This is a genomic window from Cellvibrio sp. QJXJ, assembly GCF_024452345.1.
In the GTDB taxonomy this organism is placed as follows: Bacteria; Pseudomonadota; Gammaproteobacteria; order Pseudomonadales; family Cellvibrionaceae; genus Cellvibrio.
In genome coordinates this window covers 346474-366437 of the sequence record NZ_CP101662.1, presented here as the reverse complement: position 1 = coordinate 366437, position 19964 = coordinate 346474, and the positions used below count along the sequence as shown (strand labels likewise).

At 46.9% G+C, this 19964-nt stretch carries 22 protein-coding genes; 7 read left to right on the top strand and 15 right to left on the bottom strand.

The window, feature by feature from the left end; genetic code table 11:
- Positions 1–190: 190 nt before the first annotated feature.
- Positions 191–1828 (top strand): L-aspartate oxidase, encoded by a 1638-nt coding sequence (nadB, locus tag NNX04_RS01610; protein WP_007641992.1) that lies wholly within the window; start codon positions 191–193, stop codon positions 1826–1828.
- A gap of 1 nt (position 1829) precedes the next feature.
- On the opposite strand, the gene NNX04_RS22860 is transcribed toward nadB, so the two are convergent.
- Together NNX04_RS22860 and NNX04_RS01605 are read right to left on the bottom strand one after the other, a co-directional pair.
- Positions 1830–2276, bottom strand: coding sequence for a protein YgfX (locus NNX04_RS22860; protein WP_410004087.1), 447 nt, complete (start codon positions 2274–2276; stop codon positions 1830–1832).
- 67 nt (positions 2277–2343) lie between these two features.
- On the bottom strand, positions 2344–2598 hold the full coding sequence (locus NNX04_RS01605) for an FAD assembly factor SdhE (protein WP_007642009.1): 255 nt from the start codon (positions 2596–2598) through the stop codon (positions 2344–2346).
- 113 nt (positions 2599–2711) lie between these two features.
- Here NNX04_RS01605 and ygfZ point away from each other — a divergent pair, with 113 nt between their 5' ends.
- The gene (gene ygfZ / locus NNX04_RS01600) at positions 2712–3671 is read left to right on the top strand and encodes a CAF17-like 4Fe-4S cluster assembly/insertion protein YgfZ (RefSeq protein WP_261947280.1); all 960 of its coding nucleotides are present in this window, start codon (positions 2712–2714) and stop codon (positions 3669–3671) included.
- Positions 3672–3688: 17 nt separating this feature from the next.
- Positions 3689–4525, top strand: a complete 837-nt coding sequence (locus tag NNX04_RS01595) for an HDOD domain-containing protein (protein WP_261947279.1) — start codon at positions 3689–3691, stop codon at positions 4523–4525.
- A gap of 70 nt (positions 4526–4595) precedes the next feature.
- Here the strand turns inward: NNX04_RS01595 and NNX04_RS01590 are convergent, their stop codons facing one another.
- Positions 4596–5633 carry a LacI family DNA-binding transcriptional regulator gene (locus NNX04_RS01590; RefSeq protein WP_040391818.1) on the bottom strand — a complete coding sequence of 346 codons (1038 nt, stop codon included), beginning with the start codon at positions 5631–5633 and terminating at the stop codon, positions 4596–4598.
- 239 nt (positions 5634–5872) lie between these two features.
- Between NNX04_RS01590 and fucP the strand changes: the two genes are divergently transcribed.
- Positions 5873–7198 (top strand): L-fucose:H+ symporter permease, encoded by a 1326-nt coding sequence (gene fucP, locus NNX04_RS01585; protein ID WP_151058227.1) that lies wholly within the window; start codon positions 5873–5875, stop codon positions 7196–7198.
- A gap of 64 nt (positions 7199–7262) precedes the next feature.
- Here fucP and moaE read toward each other — a convergent pair whose 3' ends face one another.
- The 3 genes from moaE to moaC are packed head-to-tail and all read right to left on the bottom strand — an operon-like array spanning position 7263 to position 8465.
- Positions 7263–7715 carry a molybdopterin synthase catalytic subunit MoaE gene (moaE, locus tag NNX04_RS01580; protein ID WP_261947278.1) on the bottom strand — a complete coding sequence of 151 codons (453 nt, stop codon included), beginning with the start codon at positions 7713–7715 and terminating at the stop codon, positions 7263–7265.
- Between the two features lies 1 nt (position 7716).
- Entirely contained in the window at positions 7717–7965 is a 249-nt protein-coding gene (gene moaD, locus NNX04_RS01575; protein WP_007642019.1) for a molybdopterin converting factor subunit 1, read from the bottom strand.
- The gene (gene moaC, locus NNX04_RS01570) at positions 7965–8465 is read right to left on the bottom strand and encodes a cyclic pyranopterin monophosphate synthase MoaC (protein WP_040391820.1); all 501 of its coding nucleotides are present in this window, start codon (positions 8463–8465) and stop codon (positions 7965–7967) included. Before moaC ends, moaD begins: the two co-directional genes overlap by 1 nt.
- Before the next feature lie 122 nt (positions 8466–8587).
- Between moaC and dusA the strand changes: the two genes are divergently transcribed.
- From dusA to NNX04_RS01555, 3 genes are all read left to right on the top strand, one after another.
- Positions 8588–9589 carry a tRNA dihydrouridine(20/20a) synthase DusA gene (dusA, locus tag NNX04_RS01565; RefSeq protein ID WP_261948385.1) on the top strand — a complete coding sequence of 334 codons (1002 nt, stop codon included), beginning with the start codon at positions 8588–8590 and terminating at the stop codon, positions 9587–9589.
- A 152-nt stretch (positions 9590–9741) separates the two neighbouring features.
- Positions 9742–10698 (top strand): transaldolase, encoded by a 957-nt coding sequence (tal, locus tag NNX04_RS01560; protein ID WP_261947277.1) that lies wholly within the window; start codon positions 9742–9744, stop codon positions 10696–10698.
- The gene (locus NNX04_RS01555) at positions 10688–11146 is read left to right on the top strand and encodes a TerB family tellurite resistance protein (RefSeq protein WP_151058236.1); all 459 of its coding nucleotides are present in this window, start codon (positions 10688–10690) and stop codon (positions 11144–11146) included. Before tal ends, NNX04_RS01555 begins: the two co-directional genes overlap by 11 nt.
- Positions 11147–11173: 27 nt before the next feature.
- Here NNX04_RS01555 and NNX04_RS01550 read toward each other — a convergent pair whose 3' ends face one another.
- From NNX04_RS01550 to NNX04_RS01510, 9 genes are all read right to left on the bottom strand, one after another.
- Positions 11174–11656, bottom strand: a complete 483-nt coding sequence (locus tag NNX04_RS01550) for an STAS domain-containing protein (protein ID WP_151058238.1) — start codon at positions 11654–11656, stop codon at positions 11174–11176.
- Positions 11656–12876 (bottom strand): SpoIIE family protein phosphatase, encoded by a 1221-nt coding sequence (locus NNX04_RS01545; RefSeq protein ID WP_225318395.1) that lies wholly within the window; start codon positions 12874–12876, stop codon positions 11656–11658. The genes NNX04_RS01550 and NNX04_RS01545 overlap by 1 nt, the downstream gene beginning before the upstream one ends.
- Positions 12877–13031: 155 nt before the next feature.
- Positions 13032–14435: a ribosome biogenesis GTPase Der gene (gene der, locus NNX04_RS01540; RefSeq protein ID WP_040392101.1), complete on the bottom strand. Its 1404-nt coding sequence runs from the start codon at positions 14433–14435 to the stop codon at positions 13032–13034.
- 155 nt (positions 14436–14590) lie between these two features.
- Complete coding sequence (gene bamB / locus NNX04_RS01535; protein ID WP_151058244.1) at positions 14591–15817, bottom strand: outer membrane protein assembly factor BamB; 1227 nt, start codon at positions 15815–15817, stop codon at positions 14591–14593.
- Complete coding sequence (locus NNX04_RS01530) at positions 15818–16513, bottom strand: YfgM family protein (protein ID WP_007642032.1); 696 nt, start codon at positions 16511–16513, stop codon at positions 15818–15820.
- 66 nt (positions 16514–16579) lie between these two features.
- Complete coding sequence (gene hisS / locus NNX04_RS01525) at positions 16580–17851, bottom strand: histidine--tRNA ligase (protein ID WP_040391822.1); 1272 nt, start codon at positions 17849–17851, stop codon at positions 16580–16582.
- 30 nt (positions 17852–17881) lie between these two features.
- Positions 17882–19006 carry a flavodoxin-dependent (E)-4-hydroxy-3-methylbut-2-enyl-diphosphate synthase gene (gene ispG / locus NNX04_RS01520; protein WP_040391824.1) on the bottom strand — a complete coding sequence of 375 codons (1125 nt, stop codon included), beginning with the start codon at positions 19004–19006 and terminating at the stop codon, positions 17882–17884.
- A gap of 39 nt (positions 19007–19045) precedes the next feature.
- Positions 19046–19408 (bottom strand): DUF4115 domain-containing protein, encoded by a 363-nt coding sequence (locus NNX04_RS01515; protein ID WP_261947276.1) that lies wholly within the window; start codon positions 19406–19408, stop codon positions 19046–19048.
- Positions 19387–19953 carry a helix-turn-helix domain-containing protein gene (locus NNX04_RS01510; protein ID WP_261947275.1) on the bottom strand — a complete coding sequence of 189 codons (567 nt, stop codon included), beginning with the start codon at positions 19951–19953 and terminating at the stop codon, positions 19387–19389. Before NNX04_RS01510 ends, NNX04_RS01515 begins: the two co-directional genes overlap by 22 nt.
- Positions 19954–19964: the final 11 nt, after the last annotated feature.

The window sequence follows — 19964 nt, the reverse complement described above, 5'->3', positions numbered from 1 at the left end:
CAAAGTCTATTGGATTTACGCCGCTTATAGACAAAACCCTACACTAAAAGTTCAGGGGGCATTATACGGAGTTATTACCCGCAACGCTGTTTAGTTCGTATATAGCATTGGTGGCCGCTCTTTATGCCACGAAGGCTTGATATACTGGCGACCACTTTTGCCCTCCTTTCCCAACCCGGGTTTGATCTGAATGAATAAACACTACCAATATGATGTGCTGGTGATTGGCTCAGGCGCTGCGGGCCTCACGCTGGCATTAAGCCTCGCGAAGAATGCGCGCGTAGCTGTGCTGAGTAAAAATGCTATTAACCAAGGGTCTACCTGGTATGCCCAAGGCGGGATTGCCGCGGTACTTGACGATCAGGATTCGATTGACGCCCATGTTGCCGACACGCTGATTGCCGGCGCCGGCCTGTGCCACGAAGACGCCGTGCGTTTTACGGTCGAACACAGCAAAGCGGCAATTCAATGGCTGATCGACCAAGGGGTTAACTTCACCAAAGAAAACTCCAATGGCGATTATCACCTCACCAAAGAGGGCGGCCACAGCCATCGCCGCATTATTCACAGCGCCGATGCCACCGGTCAGGCGGTGCACTCCACCTTGATCGATCAGGTGCAGCAACAGTCAAACATCGACATATTTGAAAATCATGTAGCGATTAACCTGATATCCCAAGCCGATGCCGACTCGCGCAAGCTGCGCTGCAGCGGCGCCTATGTGCTCGATAACAACAGTGACGATATTCACGTCTTCCAAGCCAAAGTAGTTGTTCTGGCCACCGGTGGTGCAAGTAAGGTTTATCTTTATAGCAGCAACCCGGACAGTGCCAGTGGCGATGGTATTGCCATGGCCTGGCGCGCCGGCTGCCGGGTGGCCAATATGGAATTCAACCAATTCCACCCCACTTGCCTCTACCACCCGCGCGCCAAAAACTTTTTGATCACTGAAGCCCTGCGCGGTGAAGGCGCTTATTTACGTTTGCCCAGTGGCGAGCGGTTTATGCCGCGTTTTGATGAGCGCGAAGAGCTGGCGCCGCGCGATATAGTGGCACGTGCCATAGACCATGAAATCAAACGCCTCGGCTGCGATTTTGTCTATCTGGATATCAGTCACAAATCGCCTGAATTTATTAGCGAACACTTCCCCACGGTTAAAGCGCGCTGTTTGGAATTTGGCATAGATATCACTAAAGAACCCATTCCTGTGGTGCCTGCTGCGCATTACACCTGCGGCGGCGTGGTAGTAGATAAAAACGGCCAAACCGATTTGCAGCATTTATATGCGATTGGCGAAACCTCATTTACCGGTTTACACGGCGCCAACCGTATGGCGAGCAATTCGCTGCTGGAATGTATCGTTTACGCCCAATCGGCCGCGCAACATATTTTGGCTAAACTCGATCAGATTCATACGCCCGATGTATCCCCCCAGTGGGACGCCTCGCGGGTACGCGATTCCGACGAGGACGTGGTGATTTCGCACAACTGGGACGAGCTGCGCCGATTTATGTGGGATTACGTCGGTATTGTGCGCACTCATAAACGCTTGGAGCGCGCGACCCATCGCATAAAATTGCTGCAAAAAGAAATTGCCGAGTATTACAGCAACTACAACATCAGCAGCGATTTGATCGAACTGCGCAACCTGGCCACTGTCGCGGAATTGATTATTCGCTCGGCCCATGAGCGCAAAGAAAGCCGCGGCCTGCACTACTCGCCCGACTATCCAAACAAATCACCTATTGCACGGGACACCATACTGGTACCGACCAATTTTGCCGGACAGGATGTGATTGTTAGCAAGGATATTGATCTTACTGTATAGGCTAACCTTTTGGCCTTAAACAGGCCCGCAGCCAGGTGCGCAAACGCGCCTGATCTGCGGGCTTAATAGCATCATGGCAAAGCAGTAAAAATCTTTTGCTCCCGCTCTCGGACTGCAAGGGCAAAACAATTAGCCAAGGCCAGCAGAGCACCTCCCCAACCAAGACACAATTCAGCTGCTCTTTTTGGTTGTTGGAAAGAATCCAAAATCCGTTTTCATAAGCGAGCGAACCAACAGGTATTGCTGCACACTGCAGCGCATATAAATGCCATAGCCCAATACAACTACCCAGCAATAGGGCCAACCAAACCAGGCGCATTACACCACCAGTATTAACGTCACTTATATAGGGAAAGAGCGCGATAAATAGCGACAACACAAACAACCCGTAAAAGAGCCGGTAAAAGATGCGCAAAAAAGCAGAGGTTGAAATGGAGAGCACTGCCATTGGCGGCAGTGCTTTTGATGCAGAAGCCGATGGACCGCTTGCCCCATCCGCCAGCAGGTCAACAGTGTCAGCTGTTGGTTTTTTGAAGGCCGGTATTTGCACGAATAATGTCCACAATCCGTTGTAGTTCAGGGCTATCGGGATTTTCGCGACGCATAAACCAAGCAAAAAGATCTTGATCCTGCTCTTCCAATAGCAACCAGAAACGTTCTTTATCGCTCTGTTCCAGCCCTGGGTACACTTTCTCTAAAAAAGGCGCTAGCACCAGATCCAACTCCAGCATACCGCGCCGACAAGCCCACTTTAAACGATTGATATCCACGCTAATACCTGTATTAAAAATAAGAGAAGCACATTATAAACGAGCACCTTGCCAAAGACTCGCTTTGACTAGAGAATCGCGCTGCCTGTAGTCAATTTGCGGAACTCTTCCCCATGCCCAATCCGGATTTATCAACCATGACTTACCTCGCAACGCTCACCAACAAACAGCTGCTCTTGGTCAAAGGCCCTGATGCAGGTAAATTTTTGCAAGGCCAAGTCACATGCGATGTAAAAGAACTAAACGAGCCAGTCACTCGTCTTGGCGCGCAATGCAATCCGAAAGGCCGAATACTCCTGAGCTTTCGCGCCCTGCAAATGAATAACGAAACCATCGCGCTACGCCTGCCTGCAAGCATGATGGAGTCGGCGCAAAAAACACTGGGTAAATACATAGTGTTCTCCAAAGCCAAGCTGCAGGATGGCGGTAATGACTTCGCCCTATTCGGTTTGTTTGGCGATTCCGCCGCTGCTGTAGCGTCCACCTTTTTCCAACAGTTGCCTACAACTTACGAGGGCTGGATAGAAAAAGATGGCAGCTACCTGATTCAATTAGCCGCAAATCGCTTTGAATGCTGGGTTGCCACCGCAACTGTTGATTCCTTTATTGATGTAATAGAAAAACAAACGCAGAAAGTTAGCGCGGATGAATGGCAGCTATTGGATATCGCTGCCGGTATTGGTGAGGTTTATCCGGAATCCTACGAGCTGTTTACCCCGCAAGAACTGAATTATCAATTGGTTAACGGCATCAACTTTCGTAAGGGTTGTTATACCGGCCAGGAAATAGTGGCGCGTCTTCACTATCGCGGAAAACTGAAACGCCATATGTATCGCTTTGAATACAAAAACGACCAAACACCTCCGCCAGGAACCACCATAATCAATAGTTTAAGTGGACAAAATGCCGGCACCGTAGTCATGGCGGCACTGAACCAACAAGGAAAAATCGAACTATTGGCTTCATTGCTGGATGAGCAAATTGATCAAGCAAAAGTAGAATCGGCCACAGAAAAACTCAGCCAACTCAGTCTGCCCTATGCTATACCTACAGCAGAAGAAGCCACTCAATAATGATGTCAGGACAACCAATGAATCCTATTACTGAAAAAGTACGCCAGGAAATCATAACTGCAATTGAAAAAGATCAACTCGTACTACCGACACTACCCGAGGTAGCACTGAAAGTTCGGGAAGTTGCCGACGACCCGGATGCCGACATCGACAAGCTCACCAGCGTTATTGGCAACGATGCTGCGCTGAGCGCGCGCATTATTCGTGTTGCCAATAGCCCGTTACTGCGCGCCAGTCGCGCGATTGAAGATTTGCGCACCGCACTTATGCGCCTTGGCATTCAATACACGTGCAATATCGCCACCGGGCTCGCCATGGAACAAATGTTTCAGGCAACGTCGGATTTGGTGGACATGCGCATGCGCGAAGTGTGGAGCCGTTCAAGCGAGGTTGCTGGTATTTGCCACGTCCTCTGCAAGCACTACACCAAACTGCGCCCGGACCAAGCCACCTTGGCTGGGTTGGTACATAAAATCGGTGTACTGCCAATTCTCACCTATGCCGAAGACCATCCTGCGCTCTTGAAAGACAGCTTTACACTGGATGCTGTTATTGATGAATTACACGCGCCACTCGGGGACCTTATCCTGAAAACCTGGGGTTTCCCCGAGGAGCTCGCGCACATTCCAACCCAGCATATAGACTTTACTCGCTCTATTCCCAAGGCGGATTATGCGGATGTTGTCACTGTCGCCATGCTCCAAAGTTATCTTGGAACTGATTCAGCCATGACCAAAATCGACTTCACCAAAGTAAAAGCGTTTGAAAGACTTGGACTCGACCCAGACATGCAAGTGAGCGAATCAGAAGATTTGAGTGCAGATATGGAAGCAGCCATGTCGATGTTGGTGTAGAAACACCAACTTACCCTATTTATTTGAAACCCCTGCCCTCAAAACTGAGGGCAAAAGTAGTATTGAAAAACTATTTGGTTTTGACTGATTTTGTCGGCACCAGCGGGCCAGTAGATTCACGCACAATGATGCTTGAATTCAGCATACTGGCCGGTAGTTGAATATCTTTTCCCCGCAACTGTTTCAGTAGCAAATCAGTCGCTTTTTTTGCCATCTGCCGAATCGGCTGACGAATAGTTGTTAGTGATGGCCAAATTTGATGCGCAACGGGTGTATCGTCAAATCCGGCCACCGATAATTGCGCAGGAATTTTTACCCCTATTTGATGAGCCACCATCATCACACCTGCCGCCATATCATCATTAGCTGCAAAAATCGCTGTCGGCCGCTCCGACAAACCAAGTAATTGTTTAGCGCAAGTCTCTCCTGATTCAAATGAATTATCGCCCTGAGCCACCAGATTTGTTAATAAGGGCAATTCATTTTCAATTAATGCCGCCTTATAACCCTCATAACGCAACGACATTGCACGGTGATCCGGATGACCACAAATAAAACCAATCCGCATATGCCCCTGCGCAATTAGCTGACAGGTCATGTCGTAGGACGCTTCTTCGTCGTTGGTTTCTACATAGGGTGACGCAGATTTATTTTCTGTTGGCGCCACCCGCACAAACGGAATATTCATTTTTTTTAGCAGCGAGATCACGGCCATGTTATCTGACAACGGCGGTGTCAACATGACGCCATCTACACGCTTCTCCAAAATCAAATCAGTAACTTCATCAATCAAGTTGGGGTCGCGATGAATCGCCGGGTGCACCAATAATTCGTAGCGCTGTGGACGACAAATTTCCAATACACCTTCTTGAATATCCAAGACGTAGTGCGCACTGGGGTGCCCGTAAATAAGCCCCAACAAGTAAGAACGATTGCCCGCAAGACTGCGCGCCGATTGATTGGGTCGATAACTTAACTCCCGAATCGCCGCTTCAACTTTTTCACGGGTAGCTGGTCGCACATTCGGTTCATTATTCACCACGCGCGACACGGTTTTCATTGAAACACCCGCCAGCGCGGCAACATCATCGATAGTTGCTTTAGTCACTAAACTCACCTCAGCGTTATAGTTTTAGAGGTCAATATGACCATAAGACAGTAAGAGTGCAACCGATTGTAAACCGGGAACAAACAATGTGACAGCGTTATAGCCTTGCATTATAGTACCGCGCGCTTGCGTCGGCTTCCTCAAGCTGCGTTAGCGCACCAAGGTTTTGAATCAATCGGCAAACCTTATTTTAAGACCACGACAACGACAAACAATTTTTATAACAACGAGGTAATCTCATGGCCAGCGTACCCCAAGGTTCTACCGCCCCACTCAACAACTCAGTGAGTACGGGCAACAACACAGTCCCACTGATTATCATCACTATTTTGTTTTTTATGTGGGGTTTATTAACCTCACTTAATGACGTACTAATCCCTCATCTGAAAAGTGTTTACACACTCAGCTACACCCAAGCAATGCTCGTTCAATTTTGTTTTTTTGGTGCCTACTTTGTGGTGTCTTTACCTGCTGGAGCGCTAATTAAACGCCTCGGTTATCAGAACGGCGCCGTTGCTGGCCTGATCATCGCCGCTTCTGGTTGCGCACTATTTTATCCTGCTGCAACTAGTGGTTACGCACTTTTTTTGTTTGCCTTATTTGTCCTCGCGTCTGGCATCACAATTTTACAAGTAGCAGCAAATCCTTACGTTACTGTGCTTGGCCCAGCCAAAACAGCATCCAGCCGCTTAACGCTCACCCAAGCATTTAATTCATTAGGAACCACTATTGCTCCTGCATTAGGCGGCATGTTGATTTTAGGCACAGCTGTATTAACTGCAGATCAATTAGCTCTTTTGCCTGCTGCAGAACAAGCAGCGCACAGAGCCCAGGAAGCCGCATCAGTGCAAGGCCCCTATTTAGCATTAGCAGCGGCACTGCTTTCTTTAGCTTTATTTTTTGCATTCGCCAAACTACCTAAGATCCACCATGACGAAGAACCAGGCATATCCAGTGATATGGCCTCTAATAAAGAGTCTGCACTCTCACACAAGCATTTAGTGTTGGGAGCAATTGGTATTTTCTTGTACGTGGGCGCAGAGGTATCTATTGGCAGCTTCTTAATTAACTTTTTTGGCGAAGAAAACATTGCCGGATTAAAAGAAGCTGACGCCGCACATCTGGTTAGTTATTACTGGGGAGGCGCAATGATTGGTCGCTTTATCGGTTTTGCGGTAATGCGCTATGTCAGCCCAGGAAAAACCTTGGCATTTAACTGTATTTGTTCTGTTATTTTAGTATTGGTTGCGGTATTTACCGAAGGCAAGTTAGCCATGTGGGCGATTATTGCTGTGGGCTTGTTTAACTCAATTATGTTCCCCACTATTTTTAGTATGGCACTGCACAATCTCGGCAAGTTTACCGGCCAAGGCTCTGGCTTCCTGTGTATGGCCATAGTAGGTGGTGCATTGGTGCCATTGCTGCAAGGCGCTCTTGCGGACACCATTGGTCTACAACTTTCATTTTTATTGCCTGCAGCATGCTATGTTTACATTATGTATTTTGGTCTTAAGTACGCAGGCATCTACAAATCCGAGCCGGCATCTGAGCCGGCACATTTGTAATTAGTCAGACATAAGTCGTATAAAAATGGGCGCCTCAGCGCCCATTTTTATTTACCCGTTTTATTTACCACCGCTCACGGGCATCTTTATCTTTTTGATTTTCATCCACCCACATCTCACCTTGCGCCGTTATTTCCTTTTTCCAAAAAGGGGCTTGGGTTTTTAAAAAGTCCATCAAAAATTCAGCAGCCTGAAATGCATGTTCGCGATGCTGACTAGTAACACCCACAAATACAATTTGATCACTTAAATACAATTGCCCTACACGGTGAACAATACGCACAGAAATTAAATCCCAACGCTGTCTCGCAACATCCAATATTTGATCTAGCACACGCTCTGTCATACCAGGATAATATTCAAGCGAGAGACCGGACACCAAACGCGACTGATTCATCTCACGCACTCGGCCAACAAAAAAAACCACCGCCCCCGCATCTTTATCATTTTCAACTAGCTGTGCGTATTCATCGCCCACATTAAAATCATTGGTTTGAACTGCAATAGAAAATGGCATATTAACCTCCGGTAACCGGCGGGAAAAACGCCACTTCATCGCCAGACTTCAAGGGGAGATCACCACGTGCATATTCATGATTCAGTGCAATTAATAATTTTTTGTTCTCCAAAAACTCTGCCCATTCAGGGTGATGCGAAATCAAGTATTGCTTTAACTCCCCAATAGACTTTGCTGAATTGGAGTCGACCTGTATGCCGTTACTGCCCAGCTGCTCGCGCAGCTGCGCTAAAAATACCACCTGGATCATTATTCGTTTACCTCGTGCCGCCCTGTTGTTTCACGCTGATAGTGGCCGCGACGCCCGCCCATTTTCTCCAATAGGCAAATCTGCTCAATTACCATGCCCATATCTACTGCTTTACACATATCGTAAATTGTCAGCGCGGCGACACTTGCCGCTGTAAGCGCTTCCATTTCTACGCCTGTTTGACCGGTTAGTTTGCAGTAACTGGTAATTTCTACACTGGAATTAGCTTCATCCAAACTGAAATCGACCGCCACTTTACTCAGCGCTAGCGGATGACAAAGAGGGATCAGATCCGCGCACTTTTTTGCGGCCTGAATACCAGCAATGCGAGCAACAGCCAACACATCCCCTTTTTTCAGGCCGTTGTTTTTGATTTGCACCAATGTTTCAGGCTGCATTACAACCCGTGCAAAAGCGCGGGCTTCGCGCACGCTCGCGGGTTTATCTGAGACATCCACCATGCTTGCGTGACCATGGGAGTCGATATGAGTCAATGACATAAATAGATTCTTCCGATTGTCGAGCTGGTTTACCGTGCAGCCCTAAGTAAATATCGCTATCATAAAACACCTGCCGATATTGCTTGGCATTTTTATTTTGCGCTATTGAAATTCATACCTTGATGACACCAACCCCAACCCTTGACCGCCGCTTTACCCTCGCTCCGATGATGGAGTGGTCAACCTCTGATTGCCGCACCTTTTGGCGTATGCTCACCAAAGAAGCCGTTCTCTACAGCGAAATGGTTACCACCGGTGCGCTCTTGCATGGTGATAAAAAGCGTTTCCTCGATTACAACGCCTGTGAACATCCCTTGGTTTTGCAGCTTGGTGGTAGCGACCCCACCGATCTCGCTGAATGTGCACGCATCGCCGAAGACTGGGGTTACGATGAGGTCAATCTCAACTGTGGCTGCCCCAGTGATCGCGTACAAAATGGCATGATTGGCGCCTGCTTAATGGCCGAGCCAGAACTAGTGGCCGATTGCATCGCAAGCATGCAGCATGCGGTGAAAATTCCGGTGACGGTAAAGCATCGCATCGGAATCGACGACATGGAAGATTATGCCGGGCTGGTCAAATTTGTCAGCACCGTCGCCGCAACTGGCTGTAGTACCTTCATTGTCCACGCGCGCAAAGCCTGGTTAAAAGGCCTCAGCCCTAGAGAAAACCGTGAAGTACCGCCATTGCAGTACGATAAGGTCTATCAGCTCAAACAGGATTTCCCCCAGCTCAACATTATTATCAACGGTGGTATCACTACACTAGAGCAAACGAAAACCCTGCTGGCACATGTGGACGGTGTCATGATTGGTCGTGAGGCTTACAGCAATCCCTATCTACTCGCAGAAGTTGATCAGCAAATTTACGGCAGCTCGCGCACCATCATCAGCCGCGATGAGGTAATGGAACAATTTAAAGAATATTGTATCGAACAGTTAGCGAAGGGCGCACGCCTCAATCATTTGACCCGGCATATTCTTGGGCTCTACCAGGGACTACCGGGTGCACGGCAATTTAGACGCGTTATTAGTGAGCAAGCCCACAAACCCGGTGCTGGAATCGAGGTTCTTGAACGAGCGCTTGCGGCCATAAATGAGTTACCATTAGCAACTATTACTTGATTTACTCTTGGGCCTAAAACCTTAATAGACTATGTATTTATCGCTTTATAAAAAATGACTGTTTCATTCAAAAAGTCATTAAGACTATAATATATCTGACGGCAATAAGACGAATATCAACCACTTGTTATTTCAGAAATAGGATTACCACTGTGACTAGTAAACTCGAACAACTGAAGCAATTTACCGACGTCGTAGCCGATACTGGCGATATAGAAGCCATTCGCCTTTACAAACCTCTGGATGCGACCACCAACCCATCGCTGGTTTATAAAGCAGCACAAATGCCGCAATATGAAAGCCTGCTGACCTCATCTATCGCCGCAAATAAAGGTATCACTAACAGCGCAGAACAACTGAGCGCTGTGTGTGATCACCTTGCTGTTGGCATTGGCTTGGAAATTCTGAAAATTGTTCCCGGCCGTATTTCTACCGAAGTGGATGCGCGCTTGTCATTTGACACCAAAGCCTCTATCGCCAAGGCGCACCAATTAATCAGCCTGTATGAAAAAGGTGGTGTTGATAAATCTCGTGTATTGATCAAACTTGCATCTACTTGGGAAGGCATTCGCGCCGCCGAAGTTTTGGAAAAAGAAGGCATTAACTGCAACCTGACCCTGCTGTTTGGCTTCAATCAAGCAGCCGCCTGTGCTGATGCTGGCGTATTTCTTATCTCCCCCTTTGTAGGTCGTATTCTTGATTGGTACAAAGCCAACACCGACAAAAAAGAATACACCGCAGAAGAAGATCCAGGCGTAGTATCTGTACGTCAGATCTACAACTACTACAAACAAAATGGCTACAAAACTGTGGTAATGGGTGCGAGCTTCCGTAACCTCCGCGAAATTGAAGCGCTAGCAGGTTGTGATCGTTTGACCATCAGCCCACAATTGCTGCAAGAATTGGATCAGGACAAAGGCGAATTAAAGCGCGTCCTATCACCAAACAATTCAGGTGAAAAAATCGCAAAACAAATCGAGACAGAAGCAAGCTTCCGTTTTGGTATCAACCAAGATGCTATGGCCACTGAAAAACTGGCCGAGGGTATCCGCGGTTTTGTGAAAGATCAGATCAACCTTGAGAACCTGATTAAAGCCCGTGCTCAATAAGCTCGCACGCTTTATCGAGCGCCACCTGCAATCAGGTGGCGACTCACTCGCCCTCACCGATCACCAGAAACAACTGGCCATTTCTGCATTGCTGGTGGAAATCGCCATGGCTGATCATCACTTCTCCGAAATTGAAGCTAACAAACTCAATCAATTACTCGCACAAAAATTTTCACTTACCACAAATGAAATCGCCGACTTGATTGATCTCGCCAAAAATGAGTCGCACGATGCAACGTCATTGCATCAATTCACTCAAATTGTGAACACGCAATGCTCAGCGAGCGATAAATTTCGCCTGATAATAGCGATGTGGGAAATGGCTTATGCCGATGGAGATTTGGATAAATACGAAGACTACATGATCAGAAAGGTAGCAGATTTAATCTATGTCCCGCACAGCGAATTTATTCGCGCTAAAAATCTTGTCAAAACAAAACTGCAGTAAAAAATCAAAAAAATTGGTTTAATAGTTTTAACAGTTCTCCAACATGTTTACCAAGTTACGAAATGTATCTGCGTTACTTGCGTTCAAACCCATCAAAATTTTATGGGCCTCTAATACTTTTTCTTTTACTTCTTGTTCATCACAATTAATGCAATTTAGTGGCTGCGCGCTGAGCACTGGAGCATCAAGCTTGTCGACTATAGTAAATATATCGCCGAACCCCATGGTTTGAAGGATACGCTGGATACTCGGGTTACTCGCCAAGATAACCGGTACTATTCCACATCGCTCCTGACCCAAAATTGATATTTTTGCCATCAACCCCAATGTTGTACTGTCAATCGCCTCCGCATCCGAAAGATCAAACAGCACTGAAGTAAAATTCTCACTTTTAAACATTGCATCAATAAATTGATCGAAAGAAATACAGAGAGTAAGGCGAACATCACCCAGCATCTTGATGATATAAACACCATTGTGATCGGCAACTAAAATCTGGCCGGGTTTCATCAACTCACACCTCTAGAAATCGAAAGGACCGCGATATCATCGGGGTTATCACGAATCTCTTTTATCACCAAAGTATTGCAGACGGAATCCAAAGTGCCAGTGCTGGCAGCAACCCGCGCCAATAAATGAGCTTCTTTATCCGCCAACTCAACCTGTGGCAATGTTTCCAAAACACCATCCGAAAAACAAATCAAAGCAAATTTTTCAGGAAGATCTCGTTCATACAGCTGCCAACTAACCTCCTTGAAAATACCTGCGGGTTTACCCTGCCCCACCAAGTACTCCGCGCCGGACTCAGTCAACAAAATTGGCATAGGCAGGTGGCCTGCAACCACATAATGCATTTTATCTGTATGGGTATCTATTATGCCTACAAAAAGTGTTAGGTGATGACTGAGGCGAGTCTCATGCAGTTCACGATTAATTTGCCGCAACATTTGATTAGCACCCTCAACAAACGAGTACTCATCACCAAACAAGCCCTCCTCGCGTACCATTCGGCTTACCAAGTGTTTTAGCCAAATAGTGACAAAAGCAGAAGATGCACCGTGACCTGAAACGTCAGCTAAGTAAAACGCGAGGTAACGTTGTTTAATGTGGGCATAATCAACAAAATCGCCACTGAGAAAAAGCGAAGGAACTATAGTATGTGCAACCTGATAACCCTCTTGGGTGCTGAGCCCAGATGGCATAAGTCGTCGCTGCACCCTGCGACCAGCAATCTGATCTCGCTCCAGAACACGCAAATTCTCTTTCAGCTCGCGATTGGCGTCCTCCAGTTGTGCTCTATAACGCAAATTTTCGGCTTCCAGATCCTGACGATCAAGCACTTTATTGATCGAGTGAACAAGAACCTCTAAATCAGCAAGCGGTTTAATCAAATAATCTCTCGCTCCCAAACGCAATGCAGCTACTACATCGCTCATCACACCAGCACCGGACACCACAATAACAGGCAACTCAGGAAATTGGTCGTGTAACGTTTGCAATAACTGCAAACCATCGCCGTTGGGCATACGCAGATCAGTGATAATCAAATCAGGGTAGTCGTGATTGGACTGAAGAAGGTGAAGTGCAGAGTGGGAGTCAATAGCAAACTGCACAGCAAAACCACTATCAGACAGATAGGTTAAAAGGCTTTGGCGGACAAGGGCATCGTCATCGATGATAAGCAGCTTGCGGCTTGCGGGTGTCATCTTCTGCTCGGGCTTGGAGTTCAAGTGGACCGCCGCGGCGATCAATAAAGCGCGTAACACTACTCCTTCACTACGCCGGTTGCAAGCTGTAGTTGGCTGTGAAATTACTTCTTTTGGGCCATAACAATGGCGCGCCGAGCAACAAGATTTGTGCTGTCTTGGGCGCCATCATGTGGGAATTACTTTGGCTTTTTATTGTTTTTCTCGCGCTCTGCTTTGCGCCGCATCTCAACCAGCTGTCGCTGGGTAAGTTTCCCTTTCCGCTCCGAATAAGGGTTTTCATTGTTACGGAACTCTATTTTTATCGGAGTTCCGTGCAGGTCCAAGACCCGACGGAAGGTTTTTTCCAAATACTTGGTGTAGTGACTGGGAACATCATTGGTCTGGTTACCATGAATCACGATTATCGGTGGATTATGTCCACCCGGGTGAGCGTAACGCAGCTTGATGCGTCGCCCTTGGATCATGGGCGGCTGATGCTCACGTACAGCATCTTGCAGAATTCTTGTGAGGTAATTAGTGCTGAACTTATCTGTTGCCGATTGGTAAGCTAACTCAATGGACTTGTAGAGATTTCCAACACCTGTACCGTGCAAGGCAGAAATAAAGTGAATGGTGGCAAAATCTACAAAGCGTAAACGGCGCTCAATTTCATTTTTCACATATTGTTTGTGCGCATCATCCAAACCATCCCACTTATTCAGCGCTATCACCAACGCGCGGCCAGCCTCAATGGTAGTGCCCATCAGGTGCAAATCTTGCTCAACCACACCTTCGCTGGCATCCATTACCAACACTACAACGTTTGCATCTGCAATCGCCTGCATGGTTTTGACGATAGAAAATTTTTCCACCATCAAATCAATATTTTTTCGCCGACGTACTCCCGCCGTATCAATAATGGTGTAAGGCTTATCAAAACGAGTGTAATTGATATAAATACTATCCCGAGTAGTACCGGGCTCATCGTAAACCACCACCCGATCTTCACCCAGCAAGCGATTTACCAGAGTTGACTTGCCTACGTTGGGACGACCAACAATGGCAATTTTAATACCGGTCGCATCGTCTGGTTGATAATCCTCTGGAAACTCAGGGATTTCTGCCAGAACCTCTTCCATCAAGGATCTCACACCACGACCGTGGCTTGCAGTCGTTGGATAAACTTCACCCAAACCAAGCTCATAAAATGGCGCCAACGCGATATCGGGATCTGTACCGTCAATTTTATTGGCAACCAAATAAGTTTTTTTGTTGTTGACGCGCAAATGCTTGGCAATGGTTTCATCGGCCGGATTAAGCCCGGCACGACTATCGACAATAAAGAGGACTATATCGGCCTCTTGTATCGCCAGCAGCGATTGCCCCGCCATCATGCTGTCGATACCCTCTTCCTCACCGCTGATTCCGCCGGTATCAATAACAATAAAACGGCGGTTCTCTAATATACCTTCGCCGTACTTACGATCGCGGGTTAAACCGGGGTAATCCGCTACCAAGGCATCGCGAGACTGGGTCAAGCGATTAAAAAGAGTGGATTTACCCACATTAGGGCGACCAACAAGTGCTATTACGGGGATAATCATAAAAATATCAATGAGGTAAAAAGTCAGAAATGAAGGCGGATGCCGCCCGGAAATAAACTTTGCTAAAAACAAAACCAGCCGCTGAGGAGTTTACCATTAATCACTCAATGATAAATTCAGCGGCTGGTTTTAGTTTGCTCTAAAGCCGAAGGTTATTCGTCTTTTTCAGCACGAAACGCAATTAGTTTGCCACGATTAGTAAACACATAAAGTGTTTCACCATCCGTTTGCATCGGAGCACGTGCGCCTTTTCTGTCAACACGAGTACGTGCTGCAAACTGGCCATCACTTTGGTTGAGCACGTGCATGTAGCCTTTAAAATCAACTACGGCTACATAATCACCAAATACTTGTGGCCCGTTCAAATTACGGCGCAACATTTGTTCATTAACCCACAATTGTTCGCCCGTGGCCGCACTGTAAGCAGCCACTTTGCCATCGGAATGTGCAACAAAAACTTTATCTGAGGAAACAGCCAGATTTTCACTGGTTGAACCATCAATTCCCCACAGTGGACTGCCAGTTCCACGCGCTATTGCACTGACTCGACCCTGATAGGTACCAACATAAAGAACCCCATCACGCAGAACTGGACTGGAATGGATATCTACCATCCGCTCCAGCTCTGAACGACCTTTTGGTGAAGCTATACGCTGCTCCCACAGTATCAAACCATTACTCGGGTTAAAGGCCATCATGCGACCATTGGAAAAACCGGTGTAAATCGCTGTGTCGGTGACTATTGGTGATGGCGTACCGCGCAACGTCAGAACTGGTGGCTGATTATCATAAAACCACAATTGTTCACCGGTTTTGGCATCCAAGGCATAGAGCTTGCCATTCACCGATTGAGCAGCAACAACACTTCCGTTAGTACGTGGAGCTGAAACTATTTCACCCGGAAGCTGTTTACGCCATAACTCATCGCCATTTTCTTTGGATAAAGCCATAACTTCACCCGCATAAGTCGCCACCAGCAACAAACCATTTTCAGCAGCGATACCACCAATGATTTGGCGGTTCGGGTCAGTGGCAACGAAGAAACCCTTCAGCCATCCCCACAGTCCCTGTTCTGCTTTATTAATCTTGCGTGACCAGAGCTTTTTGCCAGAACCAGTGTTTACTGCAACAACCAAACCTTCAAAATCAACCGCATAAATAACATCGCCATCTAATGCAGGTGTGAGGCTACTAAAACCTTTGTTTTGACCTTCACCAATACCACGTTTCCACACCCGATCTAGGTCGATAGTCTCTTCAAAATCGACTAACTCCATGGGTTCGTTTCCTGTTTTTTTACTAAACCAGGAACATCCGGAAACAGCGAATGCACAAAGCAAAACCAACCAGCTAAAGTGCCTCACAGAGACTTGCGTCATTTACTTCTCCTCAGCAACAGGGGCTGCCGGCACAGAATCATTTACTTTCAAATCATCAACTTTCATTTGCAACAACATGTAACGCTCTTGTTGTTGAGGATCAATTGAGGTCAGCGCTTTTTCAAATGAGGTTCTGGCAGCATCCAAGTCACCTTGTAATTTAAAGATATCCCCGCGTGCTTCAGCGTAATCAGCAACAAATGCTGCCGCTGGTTCTGGAGTCAATTGCGCCAAGGCTTCGTCATAAGCTTTCTGTGCAGTTAACACTCGCGCCAATCGCAAGCGAGCCAACTGCTCAGTTGCAGCATCCGGTTTGGCAGACAAAATCCATTTAAGTTCACTCGCTGCCGCATCTAACTTGTTATCTTCAACAGCCAATTTGGCAAGAAAAAAAGCCGCGCTATGTGCGTACATGCTTTTACTATTTGCCTCTTTCAGCTGACCGGCTAAATGAGTAACAGTCGCTTTATCAGCATCGGTGATTACCTTGCCAGGCTCAACGTTAACCAGTTTCAACAGTTCTTCATACATTACTGATGCTTTTTCAGCCGCTTGACGTTTTTGATCCTGCCACGTTGTAAAACCAAAATAGCCAGCCACAACGACTAATACGGCGATGATTATGGTTCTACCATAATCCTTCCACCAACGCTTTAAGACTTCTAATTGTTCTTCTTCTGAAAGATGTACGCTCACAATTGACTCCTGTAGGACTTGCGCAACGCGCAGGAAATATTAATGATTAAAGAAAACGTTATTTTTTTACTCGAGCGATTGCAGATAGGCAATTGCTTCATCAAATGGAAGGGTTTGCTGTTCAACATCATCACGCAAGAATTTAATACTTACCTTCTCAGCCTGAGCTTCATCTTCACCTAGAATTAACGCGATTTCAGCACCGCTTTTATCCGCTCGTTTTAATTGGCTTTTAAAATTACCACCACCGCAATTGAGCAACAAACGAACAAAAGGTAAATCATCACGTATGCGCTCAGCTAGCTGCATGGCAACAGACTGCACATTACCAACTGCCACCAAGTAAACATCAGCTTGTTGATCCAAACCATCTGGCACTGCCTCCACGGCTTGCAACAACAACACCAAGCGTTCAAGACCAATACCAAAACCTACAGCAGGTGTTGATTTGCCACCCAACTGCTCAACCAAACCATCATAGCGACCACCAGCACAAACCGTACTTTGCGATCCTAATTTATCCGTTACCCATTCGAACGCCGTTTTACCATAATAATCGAGTCCGCGCACCAAGCGTGGATTTACTTCATACGCTATACCAGCCGCATCCAGCAGCGACTTTAACCCTTCAAAATGTTCGCGCGAAGCATCATCCAGATAATCCAGAAGCACCGGCGCTGCGTTTAGTAATGACTGGGTGTTAGCATCTTTTGAATCAAGAATACGCAAAGGATTTGATTCAAGACGACGCTTACTATCTTCATCAAGTTGATCTTTTACCTGCTCCAAATACGCAACCAATGCCTGTTTGTATGTAGTGCGAGCTTCCGTACTACCCAGAGAGTTAATCTGCAAACGAACATGATCAGCAACGCCTAACTCACGCAAAATACGCGCGCTTAACACTAACACCTCGGCATCGATATCGGGGCCCTGGATGCCAAAGGTTTCAACACCAATTTGGTGGAACTGCCGATAACGTCCTTTTTGCGGACGCTCGTGGCGAAACATGGGGCCCATATACCACAAGCGCTGTGTTTGATTGTAAAGCAACCCATTTTCTTCACAGGCCCGCACACAGCACGCAGTACCTTCGGGGCGCAAGGTCAAACTATCGCCATTGCGATCCTCAAAGGTATACATTTCTTTTTCAACAATATCGGTAACTTCACCAATCGAGCGCTTGAACAACTCTGTAGACTCGACGATTGGAAAACGAATTTCCTGATAGGCGTAGCGCGTAAGTATGTCAGTAACCACAGACTCAACATATTGCCAAAGTGGTGAGTCTGCTGGCAGCAGGTCATTCATCCCACGAATTGCTTGTATTTTTTTCAATTTCAAACCTTATTTATAAACACAAAAGCATCAGGCTTTTGCGATGATATTTTTTGCATCCGCATCCATTTGTGCCTGCTTTTGTGCAGCCTTGGCACGAATCAAACGCTCGAGATTATCAACCAGATTTTCATTGGTTAACTTTTGATTGGGCTCACCATCTATGTATATCAAGTTACTCGGGGTTCCGCCTGCCAGTCCCAAATCAGCCTCTTTTGCTTCACCGGGGCCATTTACAACACAGCCAATTACCGCTACATCCAGAGGGACGGTAATATCCTCCACGCGCTGCTCCAGGTCGTTCATGGTTTTGATTACGTCAAAGTTCTGACGCGAACAACTTGGGCAAGCAATAAAGTTCACACCTTTGCTGCGAATTTTCAAACTGCGCAGCATGTCCCAACCTACTTTAATTTCTTCAACGGGGTCTGCCGCAAGCGATACGCGAATAGTATCGCCAATACCATCCATCAGCAGTGCGCCTAAACCTATGGAGGATTTCACTGTGCCAGAACGCAAACCGCCCGCCTCAGTAATACCTAGATGCAAGGGCTGATCGATTAGCGTAGCAAGCTTACGGTAAGCAGCAACCGCCATAAAAACATCTGACGCCTTTACACTGACTTTAAAATTATAAAAATTTAACTGATCAAGAATTTCTACGTGACGCAAAGCAGATTCAACCAACGCATCAGGTGTTGGCTCGCCATATTTTTTCTGCAAATCTTTTTCAAGAGAACCGGCATTGACACCAATTCGGATTGGAATATTTAAATCGCGCGCTTTATCGACCACAGCTTTGATGCGCTTTTCACGACCAATATTACCTGGATTAATGCGCAAACAATCCACACCTAAATCGGCAACACGCAGCGCAATACGGTAATCAAAATGAATATCTGCAACCAACGGAATAGTCACTTGCTTGCGAATGGCACCAAAGGCTTCCGCAGCGTCCATTGTGGGCACCGAAACGCGAACAATGTCGGCACCTGCTGCTTGAATGCGGCGAATTTGCTCGACAGTTGCCGCTACATCTGTTGTCTCTGTATTGGTCATGCTCTGTACAGAAATAGGTGCATCACCACCAACCGCAACATTTCCAACCATTATCTGCCGCGATTTACGACGTTTTATAGGAGACTCGCAATGCATAAGATTTCCCGATTCATTTTGACGCGCAGGACAGCCAGTTTACTGACCCACTTTTAGTGATAACACATTCGTTGTTGGCAATGGCGTTACCACAATTAACTCACCATTGAGTGAAATACTTGCTGCTGGCGCATTGCCAAGCTTTACATCAAATGGCGCCTCCCCCTGCAGTTGTAGACTGCTACCCGCCGCTTGAAGATCAGCGGCAAGCACATCACCACGTGCATCGCTTACTTCCAACCAACACTCCGCATTAAATTCCAGCGTCAGCACTGCCAAACGCCCCGCCACTGCCGCAATTGGAGTATTTTCTACTGCCGCAATAGATGCATCACTTGAATAGGACTCTGAGCTGACAATAGAACTACTGGCTTGTATTTCTACAGCCGCAGCTGAAGACATTGCGCCAACAGAAATAGCGGTAAGCGATGTATCTGAAATGGGGGCATCGCACTGGATGCCGCACTCGATAATGAGTGACGTAAATCCAACTGGGGCACAATAGCGGCCGGTCGATCAATAACGGACTGCTGTCGATTATCGAAAAACCAAATCGAAATTAACCAAAGAATAAAAAGCGCAGCCAATGTAATTACTGCAAATTGCCAAATAGGTTTACTTTCAGACTCGGAGCGACGAGGTGTAGTTAACTCTGCCCCCCCGGTTTTTTGCAGAAACCGATCATAGGCAGACAATACTTGAGGGACATCAAGATGAACCAAATTGGCGTAAGCACGCAAATAACCACGCACAAAAGTATCGGCGCCCATATGACGATAATCGTCCGACTCAAGCGACCTGACTTTTGTAAGCGTCATATAGAGTTCTTTTGCAACTTGCTCTTGTGTAAGGTTGGCACGCTCACGCGCCCACACCAACAGTTTGCCGGGAGAGAGCTCTCTTGACCTGCTATCGTCTATGGATTTTTTATCGTCATCAAAAGTCATTTTAAACCTGT

What these genes read in the sequence shown, in the direction of transcription:
- bamB (WP_151058244.1), bottom strand. Translation starts at nt 15,817, where the DNA reads ATGACGCAAGTCTCTGTGAGGCACTTTAGCTGGTTGGTTTTGCTTTGT.
- dusA (WP_261948385.1), top strand. Translation starts at nt 8,588, where the DNA reads ATGACACCAACCCCAACCCTTGACCGCCGCTTTACCCTCGCTCCGATG.
- moaE (WP_261947278.1), bottom strand. Translation starts at nt 7,715, where the DNA reads ATGCCATTTTCTATTGCAGTTCAAACCAATGATTTTAATGTGGGCGAT.
- ygfZ (WP_261947280.1), top strand. Translation starts at nt 2,712, where the DNA reads ATGCCCAATCCGGATTTATCAACCATGACTTACCTCGCAACGCTCACC.
- moaD (WP_007642019.1), bottom strand. Translation starts at nt 7,965, where the DNA reads ATGATCCAGGTGGTATTTTTAGCGCAGCTGCGCGAGCAGCTGGGCAGT.
- fucP (WP_151058227.1), top strand. Translation starts at nt 5,873, where the DNA reads ATGGCCAGCGTACCCCAAGGTTCTACCGCCCCACTCAACAACTCAGTG.
- NNX04_RS01515 (WP_261947276.1), bottom strand. Translation starts at nt 19,408, where the DNA reads ATGTCTTCAGCTGCGGCTGTAGAAATACAAGCCAGTAGTTCTATTGTC.
- ispG (WP_040391824.1), bottom strand. Translation starts at nt 19,006, where the DNA reads ATGCATTGCGAGTCTCCTATAAAACGTCGTAAATCGCGGCAGATAATG.
- moaC (WP_040391820.1), bottom strand. Translation starts at nt 8,465, where the DNA reads ATGTCATTGACTCATATCGACTCCCATGGTCACGCAAGCATGGTGGAT.
- NNX04_RS01595 (WP_261947279.1), top strand. Translation starts at nt 3,689, where the DNA reads ATGAATCCTATTACTGAAAAAGTACGCCAGGAAATCATAACTGCAATT.
- NNX04_RS01510 (WP_261947275.1), bottom strand. Translation starts at nt 19,953, where the DNA reads ATGACTTTTGATGACGATAAAAAATCCATAGACGATAGCAGGTCAAGA.
- nadB (WP_007641992.1), top strand. Translation starts at nt 191, where the DNA reads ATGAATAAACACTACCAATATGATGTGCTGGTGATTGGCTCAGGCGCT.
- NNX04_RS22860 (WP_410004087.1), bottom strand. Translation starts at nt 2,276, where the DNA reads ATGGCAGTGCTCTCCATTTCAACCTCTGCTTTTTTGCGCATCTTTTAC.
- NNX04_RS01550 (WP_151058238.1), bottom strand. Translation starts at nt 11,656, where the DNA reads ATGAAACCCGGCCAGATTTTAGTTGCCGATCACAATGGTGTTTATATC.